General features: G+C 38.7%; 24 protein-coding genes and 1 other annotated feature. Of the genes, 22 read left to right on the top strand and 2 right to left on the bottom strand.

All coding sequences use genetic code 11. The annotated features are described in order from the left end of the window. Positions 1-3: 3 nt before the first annotated feature. The 10 genes from FC84_RS01800 (at position 4) to FC84_RS01845 (ending at position 7,509) form a co-directional block, all read left to right on the top strand. On the top strand, positions 4-348 hold the full coding sequence (locus tag FC84_RS01800; protein ID WP_057754486.1) for a putative DNA-binding protein: 345 nt from the start codon (positions 4-6) through the stop codon (positions 346-348). A gap of 13 nt (positions 349-361) precedes the next feature. Next, a complete protein-coding gene (ffh, locus tag FC84_RS01805) occupies positions 362-1,798 on the top strand; it encodes a signal recognition particle protein (RefSeq protein WP_057754488.1) in 1,437 nt (478 codons plus the stop codon). A 499-nt stretch (positions 1,799-2,297) separates the two neighbouring features. After that, positions 2,298-2,573 (top strand): 30S ribosomal protein S16, encoded by a 276-nt coding sequence (gene rpsP / locus FC84_RS01810; protein WP_057754492.1) that lies wholly within the window; start codon positions 2,298-2,300, stop codon positions 2,571-2,573. 7 nt (positions 2,574-2,580) lie between these two features. Then, positions 2,581-2,829 (top strand): KH domain-containing protein, encoded by a 249-nt coding sequence (locus tag FC84_RS01815; RefSeq protein ID WP_057754494.1) that lies wholly within the window; start codon positions 2,581-2,583, stop codon positions 2,827-2,829. A gap of 74 nt (positions 2,830-2,903) precedes the next feature. Beyond that, a complete protein-coding gene (gene rimM / locus FC84_RS01820) occupies positions 2,904-3,419 on the top strand; it encodes a ribosome maturation factor RimM (protein ID WP_057754497.1) in 516 nt (171 codons plus the stop codon). Beyond that, positions 3,420-4,169, top strand: coding sequence for a tRNA (guanosine(37)-N1)-methyltransferase TrmD (gene trmD, locus FC84_RS01825; protein ID WP_057754499.1), 750 nt, complete (start codon positions 3,420-3,422; stop codon positions 4,167-4,169). It begins immediately after the preceding gene. 96 nt (positions 4,170-4,265) lie between these two features. Further along, on the top strand, positions 4,266-4,613 hold the full coding sequence (gene rplS / locus FC84_RS01830; protein WP_057754502.1) for a 50S ribosomal protein L19: 348 nt from the start codon (positions 4,266-4,268) through the stop codon (positions 4,611-4,613). Positions 4,614-4,797: 184 nt separating this feature from the next. Next, positions 4,798-5,721, top strand: coding sequence for an alpha/beta hydrolase (locus tag FC84_RS01835; RefSeq protein ID WP_404804621.1), 924 nt, complete (start codon positions 4,798-4,800; stop codon positions 5,719-5,721). A gap of 121 nt (positions 5,722-5,842) precedes the next feature. Then, positions 5,843-6,439 (top strand): LemA family protein, encoded by a 597-nt coding sequence (locus FC84_RS01840; RefSeq protein ID WP_057754508.1) that lies wholly within the window; start codon positions 5,843-5,845, stop codon positions 6,437-6,439. Between the two features lie 44 nt (positions 6,440-6,483). Beyond that, positions 6,484-7,509, top strand: coding sequence for a M48 family metallopeptidase (locus tag FC84_RS01845; protein WP_057754509.1), 1,026 nt, complete (start codon positions 6,484-6,486; stop codon positions 7,507-7,509). Between the two features lie 67 nt (positions 7,510-7,576). Here FC84_RS01845 and lexA read toward each other — a convergent pair whose 3' ends face one another. Next, positions 7,577-8,197 carry a transcriptional repressor LexA gene (gene lexA / locus FC84_RS01850; RefSeq protein WP_057754512.1) on the bottom strand — a complete coding sequence of 207 codons (621 nt, stop codon included), beginning with the start codon at positions 8,195-8,197 and terminating at the stop codon, positions 7,577-7,579. A 113-nt stretch (positions 8,198-8,310) separates the two neighbouring features. On the opposite strand from lexA, the gene FC84_RS01855 reads away from it, so the two are divergent. Both FC84_RS01855 and FC84_RS01860 read left to right on the top strand, forming a co-directional pair. After that, the gene (locus FC84_RS01855; RefSeq protein ID WP_057754514.1) at positions 8,311-8,559 is read left to right on the top strand and encodes a DUF896 domain-containing protein; all 249 of its coding nucleotides are present in this window, start codon (positions 8,311-8,313) and stop codon (positions 8,557-8,559) included. Positions 8,560-8,707: 148 nt separating this feature from the next. Next, positions 8,708-8,941 carry a YneF family protein gene (locus FC84_RS01860; RefSeq protein ID WP_057754555.1) on the top strand — a complete coding sequence of 78 codons (234 nt, stop codon included), beginning with the start codon at positions 8,708-8,710 and terminating at the stop codon, positions 8,939-8,941. Positions 8,942-9,092: 151 nt separating this feature from the next. Here FC84_RS01860 and FC84_RS01865 read toward each other — a convergent pair whose 3' ends face one another. Continuing rightward, positions 9,093-9,749 (bottom strand): lysophospholipid acyltransferase family protein, encoded by a 657-nt coding sequence (locus tag FC84_RS01865; protein WP_057754517.1) that lies wholly within the window; start codon positions 9,747-9,749, stop codon positions 9,093-9,095. Positions 9,750-9,860: 111 nt separating this feature from the next. Between FC84_RS01865 and FC84_RS01870 the strand changes: the two genes are divergently transcribed. The 10 genes from FC84_RS01870 to FC84_RS01910 all read left to right on the top strand — a co-directional run bounded on the left by FC84_RS01870 (position 9,861) and on the right by FC84_RS01910 (position 15,674). Beyond that, positions 9,861-10,595 (top strand): tRNA1(Val) (adenine(37)-N6)-methyltransferase, encoded by a 735-nt coding sequence (locus FC84_RS01870; RefSeq protein WP_057754520.1) that lies wholly within the window; start codon positions 9,861-9,863, stop codon positions 10,593-10,595. Continuing rightward, positions 10,576-10,854: a GIY-YIG nuclease family protein gene (locus FC84_RS01875; protein WP_057754523.1), complete on the top strand. Its 279-nt coding sequence runs from the start codon at positions 10,576-10,578 to the stop codon at positions 10,852-10,854. Before FC84_RS01870 ends, FC84_RS01875 begins: the two co-directional genes overlap by 20 nt. 77 nt (positions 10,855-10,931) lie before the next feature. After that, positions 10,932-11,081, top strand: coding sequence for a 50S ribosomal protein L33 (gene rpmG, locus FC84_RS08820; RefSeq protein WP_083479494.1), 150 nt, complete (start codon positions 10,932-10,934; stop codon positions 11,079-11,081). Between the two features lie 26 nt (positions 11,082-11,107). After that, positions 11,108-11,293 carry a preprotein translocase subunit SecE gene (secE, locus tag FC84_RS01880; RefSeq protein WP_057754525.1) on the top strand — a complete coding sequence of 62 codons (186 nt, stop codon included), beginning with the start codon at positions 11,108-11,110 and terminating at the stop codon, positions 11,291-11,293. Between the two features lie 106 nt (positions 11,294-11,399). Next, the gene (gene nusG / locus FC84_RS01885; protein WP_057754528.1) at positions 11,400-11,948 is read left to right on the top strand and encodes a transcription termination/antitermination protein NusG; all 549 of its coding nucleotides are present in this window, start codon (positions 11,400-11,402) and stop codon (positions 11,946-11,948) included. 117 nt (positions 11,949-12,065) lie between these two features. After that, positions 12,066-12,491 (top strand): 50S ribosomal protein L11, encoded by a 426-nt coding sequence (gene rplK, locus FC84_RS01890; protein ID WP_057754530.1) that lies wholly within the window; start codon positions 12,066-12,068, stop codon positions 12,489-12,491. Between the two features lie 96 nt (positions 12,492-12,587). Next, complete coding sequence (gene rplA / locus FC84_RS01895) at positions 12,588-13,277, top strand: 50S ribosomal protein L1 (RefSeq protein ID WP_057754533.1); 690 nt, start codon at positions 12,588-12,590, stop codon at positions 13,275-13,277. 47 nt (positions 13,278-13,324) lie between these two features. Continuing rightward, positions 13,325-13,445 (top strand) — a sequence feature (ribosomal protein L10 leader region). A gap of 38 nt (positions 13,446-13,483) precedes the next feature. Continuing rightward, positions 13,484-13,987, top strand: coding sequence for a 50S ribosomal protein L10 (gene rplJ / locus FC84_RS01900; RefSeq protein WP_057754536.1), 504 nt, complete (start codon positions 13,484-13,486; stop codon positions 13,985-13,987). A 48-nt stretch (positions 13,988-14,035) separates the two neighbouring features. Beyond that, positions 14,036-14,404 carry a 50S ribosomal protein L7/L12 gene (gene rplL, locus FC84_RS01905; protein WP_057754539.1) on the top strand — a complete coding sequence of 123 codons (369 nt, stop codon included), beginning with the start codon at positions 14,036-14,038 and terminating at the stop codon, positions 14,402-14,404. A 208-nt stretch (positions 14,405-14,612) separates the two neighbouring features. After that, entirely contained in the window at positions 14,613-15,674 is a 1,062-nt protein-coding gene (locus FC84_RS01910; protein WP_057754542.1) for an FUSC family protein, read from the top strand. Positions 15,675-15,752: the final 78 nt, after the last annotated feature.

The following is a 15,752-nucleotide window of genomic DNA, read 5'->3' on the forward strand; positions in this document are numbered from 1 at the left end:
AAAATGTCGTTTGAACTCAATGAACGAATCAATATGCTGTATGAATTTTATGGCGAATTGTTGACGAAGAAGCAGGCCACCTATTTAGATCTTTATTATGGTGAAGATTATTCATTAGGTGAGATTGCGGAACAATTTGAGGTGAGTCGCCAAGCAGTATATGATAATATTAAGCGAACTGAAAAGATTCTGGTTCAGTATGAAGAGAAGTTGCAGCTAATCGCTCATTTTCAAGAAGAACTGACTTTAGTCAATCAATTAAGTGAGTTAGCAGCGCAAAAATATCCTGAAGATTCAGAATTGCAGCAATTGATTAAGAAATTCGAAAAAATGATTGATTCACAGTAAGGAAGGTAAACTGATGGCATTTGAAGGTTTAACAGAGCGTCTCCAAAATGCATTTAATGGCTTAAGAAAAAAAGGAAAGGTCACTGAAAGCGACGTTCGCGATGCAATGCGCGAAATTCGTCTGGCGTTATTAGAAGCCGACGTTAATTTCGATGTTGTAAAGAAGTTCGTTAAGACAGTTCGCGAAAAAGCAGTAGGTAGTGAAGTTTTAGATAGCTTGACTCCAGCTCAACAAATCGTCAAGATCGTTCATGATGAATTGGTTAATGTCATGGGCGATGCAGCTGTTCCACTAAATAAATCTGAACACATTCCAACGATTATCATGATGGTTGGTTTACAAGGTGCAGGTAAAACGACGACTGCTGGTAAATTAGCTAAGCGATTAATCCAAGACGAAAAAGCTCGACCATTAATGATTGCTGCCGATATTTATCGTCCTGCTGCCGTTGATCAGTTAGTTACTGTTGGTCAACAAGTCGGTGTGCCGGTCTTTGAAATGGGTACCGACCATGACCCGGTTGACATTGTGCGCCAAGGTTTAGCAGAAGCAGCGGCTAAAAAGAATGATTATGTCATCATTGATACCGCCGGTCGTTTGGAAATTGACGAACAATTAATGCAAGAGTTATCGAACATTAAAGAACTGGCCCAACCAAATGAAATTCTCTTAGTGGTTGATGCCATGACTGGTCAAGTTGCGACTCAAGTTGCCGAAGGTTTTAACGAACGCTTAGATATTACCGGCGTTGTTTTAACGAAGTTAGATGGTGACACTCGTGGTGGTGCGGCTCTATCAATCCGTTCAGTTACAGGTAAGCCAATTAAGTTTGTCGGTCAAGGTGAAAAGCTTGATGCAATTGATGTCTTCTATCCAGATCGAATGGCCGACCGGATTTTAGGCATGGGCGACATGATGACCTTGATTGAGAAAGCTCAACAAGATTATGATGAGAAACAAGCCGAAGACATGGCGCGTAAAATCAAAGAAAATAGTTTTGATTTTAACGATTTTGTCGAGCAAATGGATCAAATTCAAAACATGGGACCAATTGAAGATATTATGAAGATGATCCCCGGGATGGCTAATAATCCCGCTTTGAAGAACGTTAAGATGGATCCTAAAGATATTGATCATATCAAAGCGATTGTTTATTCAATGACACCTAAAGAACGTGAAGATCCAGATTTATTAAATCCAAGCCGGCGGCGGCGCATTGCGGCTGGTTCTGGTCGTAGCGTCCAAGAAGTCAACCGTATGATTAAGCAATTCAAACAATCTCGCGATATGATGAATAAGATGTCTAAAGGCAACTTCAACGGCATGGAAAACATGTTTGGTAGTGGTATTCAAGGCCGCATGGGTAAGATGGCAATGAATTCTATGGTGCGTAAACAAAAGAAGAACAAGAAGAAACGTCTCAAAAACGCTAAACGTTTTAAGTCTTAATTTGTGCTTGTTCCTTCGTGTTTCCGCAAAGGTTGCGCATGGAACGTGGTGGACGCTGCTTGAAGCCAATCGGAGATTGTCTTTAAGACAGGTCTTACTGTAAGCAATAAATTGCTAACAGTAATTTCACCACTGAAGGCAACTTTGCTCCAGCACTGACAAGGGTGTGATTAAATCACTTCCAATTTTTAGAAGTAAAAAACTGTTGTTAAGTTGTTCTGAATCTCATTCGTCAGTGCCGAAGGGAAATCGCGGTCAGCCGCGGAATTCTTGTTAATGGTTTACCATTTACAAGAAAGTTTGTGCTTGAGACAAATGGTTTTTATTTGACTCAAAGCAAACTCGCAGCGTTCCACCGGCGTATTTCCCAAAGGCACGAAGAAAAAACGTTAAATTCCCAAGATTCATTTTATTTCACCTGTAAAGAAAAAAGTCTTTACATTGAACAATGATGCTGGTATATTATTTATGTTAGTTATTTTTAGGAGGAAATTTATTCATGGCTGTTAAAATCCGTATGCGCCGTATGGGCTCAAAACGTAAACCTTTCTATCGTCTCGTTGTTGCTGACTCACGTTCACCACGTGATGGCCGCTTCATCGAAGAAGTTGGTTACTACAACCCAATCAGCAACCCAGAACAATTAAAATTAAACGAAGAAGTTATCTTAGACTGGTTACAAAAAGGTGCTCAACCATCCGACACCGTTCGTAACTTGCTTTCTTCACAAGGTATCATGAAGAAATATCACGAATTACGTTTCGAAAAGAAGTAATTAGACGATGAAATCAGCAGAAGTAAGTGAATTGATCAGCGCAATCGTATCGCCTTTGATTACAATGCCCGATGAATTGACGATTGATACTGTTGAGGATGCTCGTTTTACAACTTATAATCTGTCGCTTAATCGTAAAGATATTGGTCGTGTTATCGGTAAGCAGGGGCGTGTTGCTCAAGCTATTCGAACATTGATCTATGGCATTCGATTGGACAATGGTAAACGTATTCGCTTGAATATTGTCGATAAATAAGTATGGGAGAATAGGATCTGGGATATTTGTCCCTGGTCCTTTTCTTTTATTTTAAATCATAAGTGAGGATGAACATGGCTAATTATTATGACGTGGGCACAATTGTCAGCACACATGCACTTAAAGGTGAAGTTAAAGTTTTTGCAACAACGGACTTTCCTAAGGAACGTTTTCAAAAGGGTACCCAACTCTTTTTAAAGCAAAATCAACAATGGTTACCTTTGACAATTAGTTCTGTTCGTCAACACAAGGGAATGTATTTGCTGTCATTCGTTGATTATCAGGATATTAATTTAGTAGAACCATTTTTGAAACAAAAATTATATGTTAGTGAAGAAGATCAGCATGATCTAGATGATGGTGAGTATTACTACCATGATATTGTTGGCATGACGATTATTGATCAAGATAGTGGCCAGGAAATTGGCAAGGTCAAAGAAATCTTAGCACCTGGTGCCAATGATGTATGGATAATTGGTCGTCCAGGGCAAAAAGATTTATTATTGCCATTTTTAAAATCAGTCGTCTTAAAAATTGATGTTCCTGCCAAAAAAGCTTATGTCGAAGTACCCGAAGGATTGGATGATTAAATGCAGATTGATATTTTAAGTTTATTTCCAGAAATGTTTACTGCGTTGGATTATTCGTTAATTGGCAAAGCCCAAGAAAAAGACTTGCTTAAAATTGATGTCACCAATTTCCGTGACTTCACTAAAAATAAACACCATAGTGTCGATGACACGCCTTATGGTGGCGGTGCCGGCATGTTATTGCAAGTTCAGCCAATTGCAGATGCTTTAGCTCATGTTAATGCAGAACACGGTCAAGCTGATCGCGTTATTATTCTTGATCCAGCCGGCCGCAAATTTGATCATCAATATGCAGTTGAATTGGCTCAAAGTCAACATCTAACTTTTATTTGTGGTCATTATGAAGGTTTTGACCAGCGGGTTTACTCAATGGCGACTGATCAGATTTCTTTAGGTGATTATGTCTTAACAGGTGGCGAATTACCAGCAATGGTCATGATTGATGCCATTGCTCGTCAAATACCAGGTGTTTTAGGCAGTCAAGAATCAGCAGCGACTGATTCTTTTGCACAAGGTTTATTAGAATATCCGCAGTATACGCGTCCCGCTGATTATCATGGTGAAAAGGTACCGGAAGTGTTAACCAATGGTAATCATCAATTAATTGCGCAGTGGCGTTTAAAAGCAGCCGTTTGGAAAACATTACAAAAGCGGCCCGATTTATTAGCCGAGATTGACGATCCTGAAATTAATCGCTTGGTTCGTCAATTGAAAGCACGTGATGACTTGTCAGACTTTACTGACTTGTGATAGAATAAGAACTCGTGGTAGTGACCACATAACAACGGTATTCCGCTGTGTTTTACATAAGGGAACATATGAATATCTGTGAAAGGGAGAAAACAAATGAATCCATTGATTTCAGAAATTACTAAGTCACAATTACGCACAGATCTTCCAGATTTCCGTGCTGGTGACACAGTCAAAGTTCATGCCCGTATCGTCGAAGGTACTCGCGAACGTATCCAGATTTTTGAAGGTGTTGTTATCAAACGCCGTGGTGTTGGCATTAGCCAAACTTATACTGTTCGTAAGATCAGTAATGGTGTTGGTGTGGAACGTACATTCCCATTACACTCACCACGTGTTGCTAAACTTGAAGTAACTCGTCACGGTCGTGTTCGTCGTGCTAAGTTGTACTACTTACGTGCATTACGTGGTAAGGCAGCTCGTATCAAAGAACGCCAACGTTAATATCACTTGTTACGCAAAAAAGTATTGGACTTTATTAAGTTCAATGCTTTTTTGTTTGCTCAAAATAATTTTGAGGACAAAGTAGTTGTGACTTGAATAGCTTTAAATTACAATTTAAACAACTACCGTTCAGTGAAAACAGGTAGGATTAATTGGGGGGAACCAAGCAATGAAGAAACTATTAGTGACATTAGGAATTGTTGTAGCTGCAGGGTTAGCGATTGAATTAGTAGTGGGGAATTATTTCTATGACTATGCAGTTAGTAATAGTCCGAAATCTTTCATCGCTAAAGCTGAATCATTAAAAGCAAGAGATCCAAATTATTCAGATTTAAATTGGTTTAAAAATAAAGTCCACAAAGAAACTTGGTCACAAGAATCAACAGATCATTTGGCGTTGAAGGCTGATTATATTAATAATCATGCTAAGAAAACAGTTATTATCGCTCATGGCTATATGGGTAGCCGTCAAGATATGGGCTTATATGCTAGTTTGTTCTATAAATTAGGTTACAACGTCCTTTTACCTGATGCTCGTGGTCATGGACAAAGTGAAGGTAATTATGTTGGCTATGGTTGGCCAGAAAGAAAAGATTATCAACTTTGGATTAAACAAGTGCTTCAGAAAAATGGTGCCGATTCAGAAATTGTTTTATTTGGCGTCAGTATGGGGGCGGCAACTGTCATGATGACTTCTGGCGAGCAATTACCGCAACAAGTTAAAGCGGTTATTGAAGATTGTGGTTACACAACGGCTAAGGCCGAGTTAACTTACCAACAACATCAAATGTTTCCTAAAGTGCCAACTGTCGCTGCAATTCCTGTGACTAGTCTAGTAACAAAAGCTCGGGCCGGTTATTTTCTTGGTCAAGCCGATGCGCTGCAAGCATTAAAGAAATCACATTTACCAACATTATTCATTCATGGCACCAAAGATGACTTTGTACCTACCGCAATGGTGAAACAATTATATGCCGCTCATCGTGGCAATAATGCAAAAGACCGACTCTTTTTAGTTAAGGGTGCTGCTCACGCCAAAGCCATTACAACTGATAAAAGTGGTTATTATCAAACGGTTACTGAATTTTTGAAGTCAGTTGACTTATAAAATCGACGCTAATGATAAGAAATTTTTTAAGCAAACGATTAAACAATTCGGCTTTTATAAGGTGTATTCAGTCATAACATGGTAAAATGAGAGTTATCTTAAGAGAAAGAGGGAATTTAGAATGATTATTGCACTTATTATTATCGTAGTCTTAGTTCTATTAATTGCCGGTCTATACAATGGCTTAGTTAAAGCGCGTAACTTAACTGAAGAAGCTGAAAGTCAGATCGGGGTTCAATTAAAGCGTCGTGCTGATTTAATTCCTAACTTGGTTAATACTGTTAAAGGTTATGCTAAGCATGAACATGATACTTTAATGGATGCCATCGCCGCTCGCGGTGTGGCTAACGGCCAAGCTAATCCATTAGCTGACTTGGAAAAGCAAGCTAGTGTCATGGGGGATGAGAATCAAACCATTGCTGCTCGTGCTCAAGCTGATGCTCAAGCTAGTTCTGTTTTGGGTCACTTATTTGCTGTTTCTGAAAGTTATCCTGATTTAAAAGCTTCACAAAATTTCAGTCAACTTCAAGAAGAATTAACCAGTACAGAAAATCGCGTTGCTGCTTCACGGACTAACTATAATCGTACGATTCGTGATTACAACAATAAGGTTGAAGTTTTCCCAACTAATATTTTTGCTGGCATGTTCCACTTTACTAAGAAAGAACAATTACCAGTTGAAGAAGCAACAAAAACAGCACCCGAAGTTAAGTTTTAGTAAGGGATTTAGAAATACTAAACGACAGAAGGTGAGTTAGTTCAATGCATAATCATTTAGATACACTTGAGGCACAGGTCCAAGCTAATAAAAAACGTTCGATTTGGGCAATTATTGCCTTTTTTGGGATGATTAATGTTATTTTTGTCATCTTAGTATTGGTTTTTGGTAATTTTCAAGATTCTAATAATCCTTATCAGCCGTTGTTGTGGTTGGGAATTTTAGAAGTGATTTTGGGGCTTTATATTGCAATTCAATATTGGCAAAATGGGCAAAATATTTTGCGTATGAATAAAGGCGCAGAAATTGGTGAAGATATAGCTAATCCAGATTACAAAAAGGTCTATAACATTGTAACTGAAATGAGTTTAGCAGCTGGGTTACCAATGCCTAAAGTTTATATTGTCCCTGATCCTTCACCTAATGCTTTTGCCACTGGCATGAGCCCAGAGAAGGCAAGTGTTGCGGTAACGCAAGGGCTAATCGACCTGATGGACCGGGAAGAATTAGAAGGTGTTATTGGCCATGAAATGAGCCATATTAAGAATTATGATATTCGAATCAGTACCTTATCGATTGCCTTAGTTGGTTTCATTACAATTTTGGGCTACGGTTTATTGCGCGTTGGTCAAAGCATGATGTATGCTTTTGGCGGTCGGCGTAGTAGTGATAGCGATCGAGATTCTAATTATACGCAATTAATTGGGATTGCAATGATGGCAATTGGCGGCTTAATTATTGTCTTAGGTATTCCCTTAAGTTATTTGTTGGAAAAGTTTGTTTCCAGAAAACGTGAAGCACTGGCTGATGTTTCTGGTGCTGAGTTGACTGGTAATCCGATGGGTTTAATTAAGGCTTTTAAAAAGTTAGAAGGACCAGTACCTAATGCAAAGGTCTTATCGCCAAATACGTCACAACTTATGTTAGTTGAACCGCTTTTTGGCAAAGAAGGGAAACGTTCTTGGTGGGCAAGAATGATGGATGATCATCCACCACTAGATGAACGCATCAAGAATTTAGAATTAGTGCTCGGCGAACAAGGCGGTACTGATGAATACGATTTAAACTAAAAAGATCCTGAAACAATTTGGTTAAAACCAATTGCTTCAGGATTTTTTAGATGATTGTAGGTGTTAATTAAATATGAGAACGGTATAAGCTAACCACTTTTCCTAAAATTGTAACATCAGGCAAAATAATTGGTGCCATAGTATCGTTTTCAGGTTGTAAACGAATGTGACCATCTTCTTTAAAGAATCGTTTACAAGTTGCTTCATCTTGATCGGTCATGGCAATGACGATATCACCATTTTTGGCATCACGTTGTTGTCGAACAATCACTTGATCTCCATTTAAAATACCTGCATTAATCATACTTTCACCACGAATAGTCAGCATGAATAGGTTGTTATCATCAACATTTAATTCAGGGGGTAGTGGGAAGTAGTCTGTCGCTTCCTCAACTGCTAAAATAGGTTCACCGGCAGTTACCACACCTAAAACCGGAATAGCTTGTTTCTTAATGCCTAATTCTTCTAAACCCTCGGCCGTCACCTCAATTGCGCGTGGTTTAGTAGGATCACGCTCCAAAAGTCCTTTTTTTTCAAGCCGAGATAAATGACCATGAACAGTAGAAGTGGACGACAAATTAACCGCCGCACCGATTTCCCGAACCGTAGGTGGATAGCCGCGATCAGATACTGTATCATAAATATATTGGAGCACTTCTAATTGTTTAGAACTAACTGTTTTAGTCATATGACACCTCAATTATATGTTAATATTAATTTATCATAAGTATTAGTAAAAATCAAACTTATGTTCGTATTTAACGATTTTATCAATCAAATAAAATTATAGGAGTTGTTACAATGTCAGAGATCGATCCAAAATTAATTGCACGGATTAACGAACTTGCTGCTAAAGCAAAAAATGGTGAATTAACAGAAAAAGAGGAAGCTGAACGTGCTGACTTACGTAAGGCTTATCTTAAGGAATTCAAGGCTGGTTTCCGTACGCAAGTCGAAAACTTACGAGTTTTTGACAAAGAGGGTAAAGAAGTTACCCCTAAAAAAGTTCGCCGAATTCAAAAAGAAAAAGGTTTGCGTGACGACGACTAATCGTGTTGTTAACACATGTCGTGAGTGGGCTGTTTTGAATAAGATAAACGAGACAATTTGCATATTATTAACGGATTAGCTTGCATATTTAACGGTTTCATGGGTAAAATAGTAGCAGAATTTATTTTAAGGAGTTTGTGTCGTAATGATGAGTGTAGGCTTAGCTGTATTCTTAATTATTCTTGGTGTTATTGGTGGCGCAGTCGCTGGATTCTTTGGCGCTCGTGCTTATATGAAGAAATATCTACAAGATAATCCACCTGTAAATGAAGATATGATGCGGACAATGATGGTCCAAATGGGGCAAAAACCATCTGAGAAGAAGTTGCATCAAATGATGACTGCAATGAAGGCTCAACAAGCTAAAAGCAGCAAAAAATAATGAACACACGTTTTTATACAGGCGAGCTTTTGCCTGTATTTTTTTATTGTTTGGTAGTAACTGACTAATTAGGTGAGCGGTTATTCAAATTAAAAGGCCACTTAGAAAGATTTATCTTTCTAAGTGGCCTTTTAATTAATTTATTAAACTATTATTTAAATTTGTTTTCGGATTTTTCTTGGTCCAGTTTCTTTTGATCAGGTTGATACTTGAAATTAGGGTCAATCTTTTGATCGATCGCTTGCCAAGCGGCTTCCATTTGTTGGTTAACTTGGTCAGCACCAGCTTCATCGAGCTTAAGCCTTCGATCGACCATAATGGGATCGCCAAAGCCAATTGTGACGTTCTGATGTTTCAAGAAACCCTTAAAGGTGGTTGGTCCTTGGTAAACAGCTGGTAATAAAGGCACTTTAGCCAACTTAGCAATTAAAGCAGCGCCACCTTTTAACTCTGCAGAATAACGTGTGCCAGAAGGAAACATAATTAAGGAGAGTTGACCTTCTTTAAGTGTTCTGACTGGTGTTTTAATGGCAGAAGGGCCAGGATTGAAGCGATCAACTGGAAATGCATGCGCATGGCGTAAAATCCAACCAAGAATTGGATTTTTGAACAGTTCCTTTTTGGCCATGAAGGAGAATTCCTTCGGGCTAGCTGCTAGAGCAAAGATAATTGGTTCCCACCAAGTACGATGGGGGGCAACTAAGACATAGGAACCTTCAGGTAGCTTATCTTTATCGATAATTTTAGTGCGCCCGTTTAATAACCAAACGATAAAGCGCGCGATTGGTCGAATGATTTTATAAAACATTTTTTCACCTTATTTTCATTATCCGTAACGAAAAGATTATATCAAAAAAATTTCATTTGGTATAATAATATTTATTATCGTTATTTTAAAAGCAAACAAAGGGATGAGCAAATGAGCGAGCGAGTGGATCAATTATTTAATGGTGGCGTAAAGATTATTCAAAGTGATACCGTCTTTTCATTTTCATTAGATGCTGTGTTACTAGCCGATTTTGCTCATGTGACTAAGAAGACTCGATTAGTTGATTTATGTGCGGGCAATGGGGCAGTGGGGCTATTTTTGAGTCGCTATACGCAACAACAGATTGACTTAGTTGAGATCCAAGCAAAACTGGCGGATATGGCACAACGATCAGTAGCCTTAAATCAGTTGACTGATCAAGTTATCGTTCACAATCTAGATTTGAAAGAAGCACCACAAAAAATTGGCGCCGATTTTGCCGACGTGGTGACCTGTAACCCACCATATTTTGCTGATCGGCCAGATAGTGTTAAAAATCCGAATCCTCATTATGCCATTGCTCGTCATGAGTTAAAAACGACTTTAAATCAAGTTCTAAACACCAGTAGCCGTTTATTAAAGACTAATGGGCATCTGTATATGGTCCACCGTCCAGAACGCTTAGACGAGATTATTGTGGCCTTACAGCAAAATCGTTTTGCCTTGAAACAATTGCGCTTTGTTTATCCGAAAGCTGACCGTGAAGCCAACATGGTTTTGATCGATGCTATTAAAGATGGCCGTCCTAATGGTGTGCGAATTTTACCACCATTAACGGTGTACACAGCGGATAATCAATATCGCCCCGAAGTTCAAAAAATTCTTTATGGAACGGAAAGAAGTTAAAGAAATGTATTATTGCTATGTGGTGTTATGTGCAGACGGCACGCTTTACACAGGTTCATCCAATAACGTTGCTAAAAGAGTTGCTACCCACAATGCTGGTAAAGGCGCCAAGTACACGAAGACCCGTCGCCCGGTTAAGTTAATTTACCAGCAAGAGTTTACCGATAAATCAAGTGCTCTAAGTTTTGAAGCAAAGTTTAAACAAAAAACGCGTGCAGCAAAAATAGCTTATTTGCAGGCTCATCAGGTGGATGTTTAAGGCTTGAGATGACAGACGGCAGTTGCTTTATTAAGGCATTTATAATACAATATTGATATTAATTAAGGTGGTAAGTTATGTCTGGAAAAAAAGTAGCGTTAGCATGTACAGTCTGTGGTTCTCGTAATTATATGATCGCAGAGAACACACAACGCACCGAACGTCTTGAAGTCCGCAAGTTTTGTAAACATTGTGGCAAACATACTTTGCATAAAGAAACACGTTAATCTAGATTGAGTGAGGAGTAGCAAACATGAAACGACTTTTTAAATTTTTCGGTAGTGTTGGACATGAAATGAAGTTGGTTGAATGGCCAACAATGAAACAAACACGGCATGATAGTTGGATTGTAGTTTCAACGTCAATCTTGTTTGCCTTATTCTTCGCGCTATCTGATTTCGCTTTGAATCAAGTGATTACACGTTTTATTCTCAAGTAAGACGTTAATTGATTGATTATTTCTTAGAGTCTGTTAGAATAGAACTATTGAGGAAAAACTTCGTTGTGTGCGAAGTTTTTTTATTTTGGGAAAAAGGATGATTATCATGGTCGAATCGATCAAAAAGAGCTGGTATGTTTTACATACATATTCTGGTTACGAAAATAAAGTTAAAGCTAACCTTGAATCACGGTCAACATCAATGGGAATGGAAAATAACATCTTCCGTGTGATTGTGCCTGAACAAGAAGAACACGAAATTAAAAACGGTAAAGAAAAAACTGAAATGCAAAAAACTTTCCCTGGCTATGTGTTAGTTGAAATGGTCATGACTGACCAAGCATGGTTTATCGTACGTAATACACCTGGCGTAACGGGTTTTGTCGGCAGTCACGGTGCAGGTAGTAAACCAGCACCTTTATTAGACAGTGAAGTTGAACAAATCTTACACAGCTTAGGTATGAGCAAACGTCATAGTGATGTTGACTTTGAGGCCGGTGAGACTGTTAAGATTGTTGAAGGTGCTTTTGCTAATTTGACTGGTAAGATTACTGAAGTTGACCCAGAAAAATTGAAGTTAAAAGTTAACATTGATATGTTTGGCCGTGAAACAAGTACTGAACTTGATTTTGACCAAGTTGATAAATTAGCATAAAGCAGTTGCCGTTTGTGGCAAGGTATGCTATATTATTCAAGTATGTTTTGATACATGTGGGAGGAGAAATTAACATCTCCATCATAACCACAACACGGACTAAGGAGGTTTTGTCTCGTGGCAAAAAAAGTAGCAAACGTTGTTAAGTTACAAATCCCTGCAGGAAAAGCAACACCTGCTCCTCCAGTAGGTCCAGCATTAGGTCAAGCCGGTATTAATATTATGGGCTTTACAAAAGACTTTAATGCGCGGACTGCTGATCAAGCAGGTATGATTATTCCTGTTGTTATCACTGTATATGAAGATCGTTCATTTGACTTCATTACAAAGACACCACCAGCTGCAATTCTTTTGAAGAAGGCTGCCGGTGTAGAACATGGTTCAGGCGAACCTAACACTAAGAAGGTTGCTAAGGTAACTAAAGATCAAGTTCGTCAGATCGCTGAGACCAAAATGCAAGACCTAAACGCCGCTGATGTAGAAGCAGCAATGCGCATGGTTGAAGGTACTGCAAGAAGCATGGGCTTTGAAGTAGTCGACTAAGCTACTTGACAGTCGGATAGACAGCGAAAGTTGTTCAATCAAGTGGGAGGACAAATCATATCGTCCATTTGACCACATTTGCAAGGAGGAAAATTAATGTCAAAGCATGGCAAGAAATATACTGAAGCATTAAAGCAAGTTGAAAAGAATAAAACATACGCTGCTGATGAAGCAGTCGCATTGTTAAAGAAGATCGACTATGCTAAGTTTGATGCAACTGTTGAAGTTGCTTACAATCTTTCTGTTGATCCTAAACAAGCTGACCAACAAATCCGTGGTGCCGTTGTTTTACCAAACGGTACTGGTAAAACTCAACGCGTGATCGTGTTTGCTGAAGGCCCACAAGCTAAAGCAGCCGAAGAAGCAGGCGCTGATGTTGTTGGTTCAGACGACTTAGTACAACGCATCCAAGATGGCTGGTTGGACTTTGATGTTGCTGTTGCAACACCACCAATGATGGCTAAAGTTGGTCGTTTAGGTCGTGTCTTAGGTCCTAAAGGCTTAATGCCTAACCCTAAGACAGGTACTGTAACGATGGACGTTACAAAGGCTGTTAACGATGTTAAAGCTGGTCAAGTAACTTATCGTGTTGATAAAGCTGGTTTAATCCACGCACCTATCGGCAAGATCAGTTTTGACGATGCTAAATTATTGGAAAACTTCAAGGCATTTAACGAAGTTATTTTACGTGCTCGTCCTGCAGCTGCTAAAGGTAACTACATGAAGAGTGTTACATTGACTTCAACATTTGGCCCTGGTTTACCTGTTGATACTAATACACTTTAATTAATTGTCGTGTCAATTTGACACAATCAATTTTAAGTGCTATCTTAATTTAAGAATATTTTCTACCTAAGACTCAGGTGACGTAAGTCTCAATATCCTGCCGAGGCCAGATGATAACTGTCAAGTTAACCTCTGTGTCTTTGGACACAGAGGTTTTTATTTGGTAATGGTGAGAAAATACATTTAGTATCTGGAGGTGAAATTAAATGAGCGAAGCAATTATTGCAAAGAAGGCAGAAGCCGTTGAAGAAATCGTTGACAAATTCAACCGTGCTAAATCAGCAGTCGTCGTTGACTACTTAGGTTTAAACGTTGAACAAGCAACCGCATTACGTAAGGACTTACGTGAAGCTGGTGTTGAGATGAAGGTCATCAAGAACACTTATCTTCGTCGTGCTGCTGATAAAGCTGGCTATGAAGGCTTAGACGAGACTTTCACTGGTCCTACTGCAATTGCATTTTCATATGAAGATGTTGTTGCACCTGCCCGTATTATGGCTAAGTATGCAAAAGACATCGATGCCTTGGAAATCAAGGGTGGTATCATTGAAGGCAAAGTTGCAGATCTTGCAACAATCAACGAATTGGCTTCATTGCCAAGTCGCGAAGGTTTGTTATCAATGTTACTTTCTGTATTACAAGCACCTGTTCGCAACGTCGCATACGCTGTTAAGGCTGTTGCTGATTCTAAAGATGAACCAGCTGCATAATGCATAAACAAACAAAAAAATTAAATTTTCTATTTGGAGGAAAATAACATGGCTTTAGATACACAAGCAATTGTTGATCAATTAAAAGATGCAACAATCCTAGAATTAAACGATTTAGTTAAAGCAATTGAAGAAGAATTTGGCGTTTCAGCTGCTGCTCCTGTAGCTGCTGCTGGTGCTGCTGGCGCTGCTGCTGATGCTGCTCCTACAGAAGTTAACGTTGAATTAACTGATGTTGGCCAAGAAAAAGTTAAGGTTATCAAGGCTGTCCGTGAAATCACTGGCTTAGGCTTGAAAGACGCTAAAGGCGTAGTTGACAAAGCACCTTCAATCGTTAAAGAAGGCGTAACTCCTGAAGAGGCTGACCAAATCAAAGCTAAACTTGAAGAAGTTGGCGCAACTGTATCTTACAAATAATAAGATAGCTAGTTGAATTAATTAAGCCCCACTCAGTCACAGTAAGATGTGATTGGGTGGGGCTTTTTGTTTATCAAATCGGCTAGAGCTGGTTTAGATCAGTTCAAAAGACGGTACCGATTGTGGTACATTTTTGTACTACAATTTGACAGAACAAATAGTTGTTTGATATACTGCTCGACGCAATTCTTAGCGTAAGGATGATGAAATGACAATTTATCAACAAATGCAATATAATCCGACTCAGTTACGACAAATGATTCGCCAAGCAACTGGCCAAGCAAAACATAGATTAGTTGTTGCTTTAGTGTTACGGAGTTTTTTAATTCTGTTATTTGCGATTATTTATATTTCACTTTTTAGTTCTTTATTTGGGCAATCAAATAGCTATGTCGGTGTTGGCAGCTTTTGTATCCTTTTGAGTCTGAAGTTTATCAACTATGGTTATCATATTATCGATAGTGTCCTAGCGCTGTTGACAGTTTTTAGTATTTTTTTAATTAATAGCTTTATTTTGACGACTTTGCCCATTTGGTTATACTTTGTCGTCAACTTTAGCAGCTTGTTTGTGATTCTTCTGCTAACGACGACGTATCCGGAATTTGGTAACGGTGGCGTTTATGCGTTTAGCTATATTTTAATCACTAGCAATAGCGTGACCACAGGTGTTGAGCTAATTAACCGGACACTTGCGATTTGTTTAGCAGCCGTCTTTTGTATGTTGGTACTTATTCATAAACATCACCAAGCCAACCAATCGATTCGATTTCATCACATTTTGAAAAATTATTCGCTTAAGCAACGTACTTATCGGTGGCAGTTACGTTTAGCAATTGGGATTACGATTGCCTTAACACTTGGCCAAATAATGCGGGTTCCTCGGGTAATGTGGATGGGGTATGCGTGTATGTCAATTTTGCTCCCTCAAGAACACCAAGTCGTTAATCGTGGGTTAACTCGAATTTTGGGAGTCGTGATTGGTTCCACTATTTTTATTTTTTGTTTACACTTTTTACCAAGTAAGTTGATATTTTTACTAGGACCAATTGCTGGCTTAGGTTTAGGCTTAACTGGCAGTTATTTTTGGGCCAGTGTTCTAAATTGTTTTGGCGCATTATCTGCGGCTTATTTGCTACTAGGTGTTGTTCCAGCAGGAATCTTACGAATTAGTAATAATCTGATTGGTCTAATTTGTGGCTTAGTAATTGCACTGTTATTTCAATTGATCCATCATTATTTTCAAAATAATTCTAAAACAGAAGCATCTTAAAAAGTAAAAGCGAGTCTTTAATTAAGGAACTGCAACTATTTTTTGAAACATATAAATAAAAGCAGCTTTCTACATTAG

Source organism: Lapidilactobacillus dextrinicus DSM 20335 (assembly GCF_001436095.1).
Lineage (GTDB): Bacteria > Bacillota > Bacilli > Lactobacillales > Lactobacillaceae > Lapidilactobacillus > Lapidilactobacillus dextrinicus.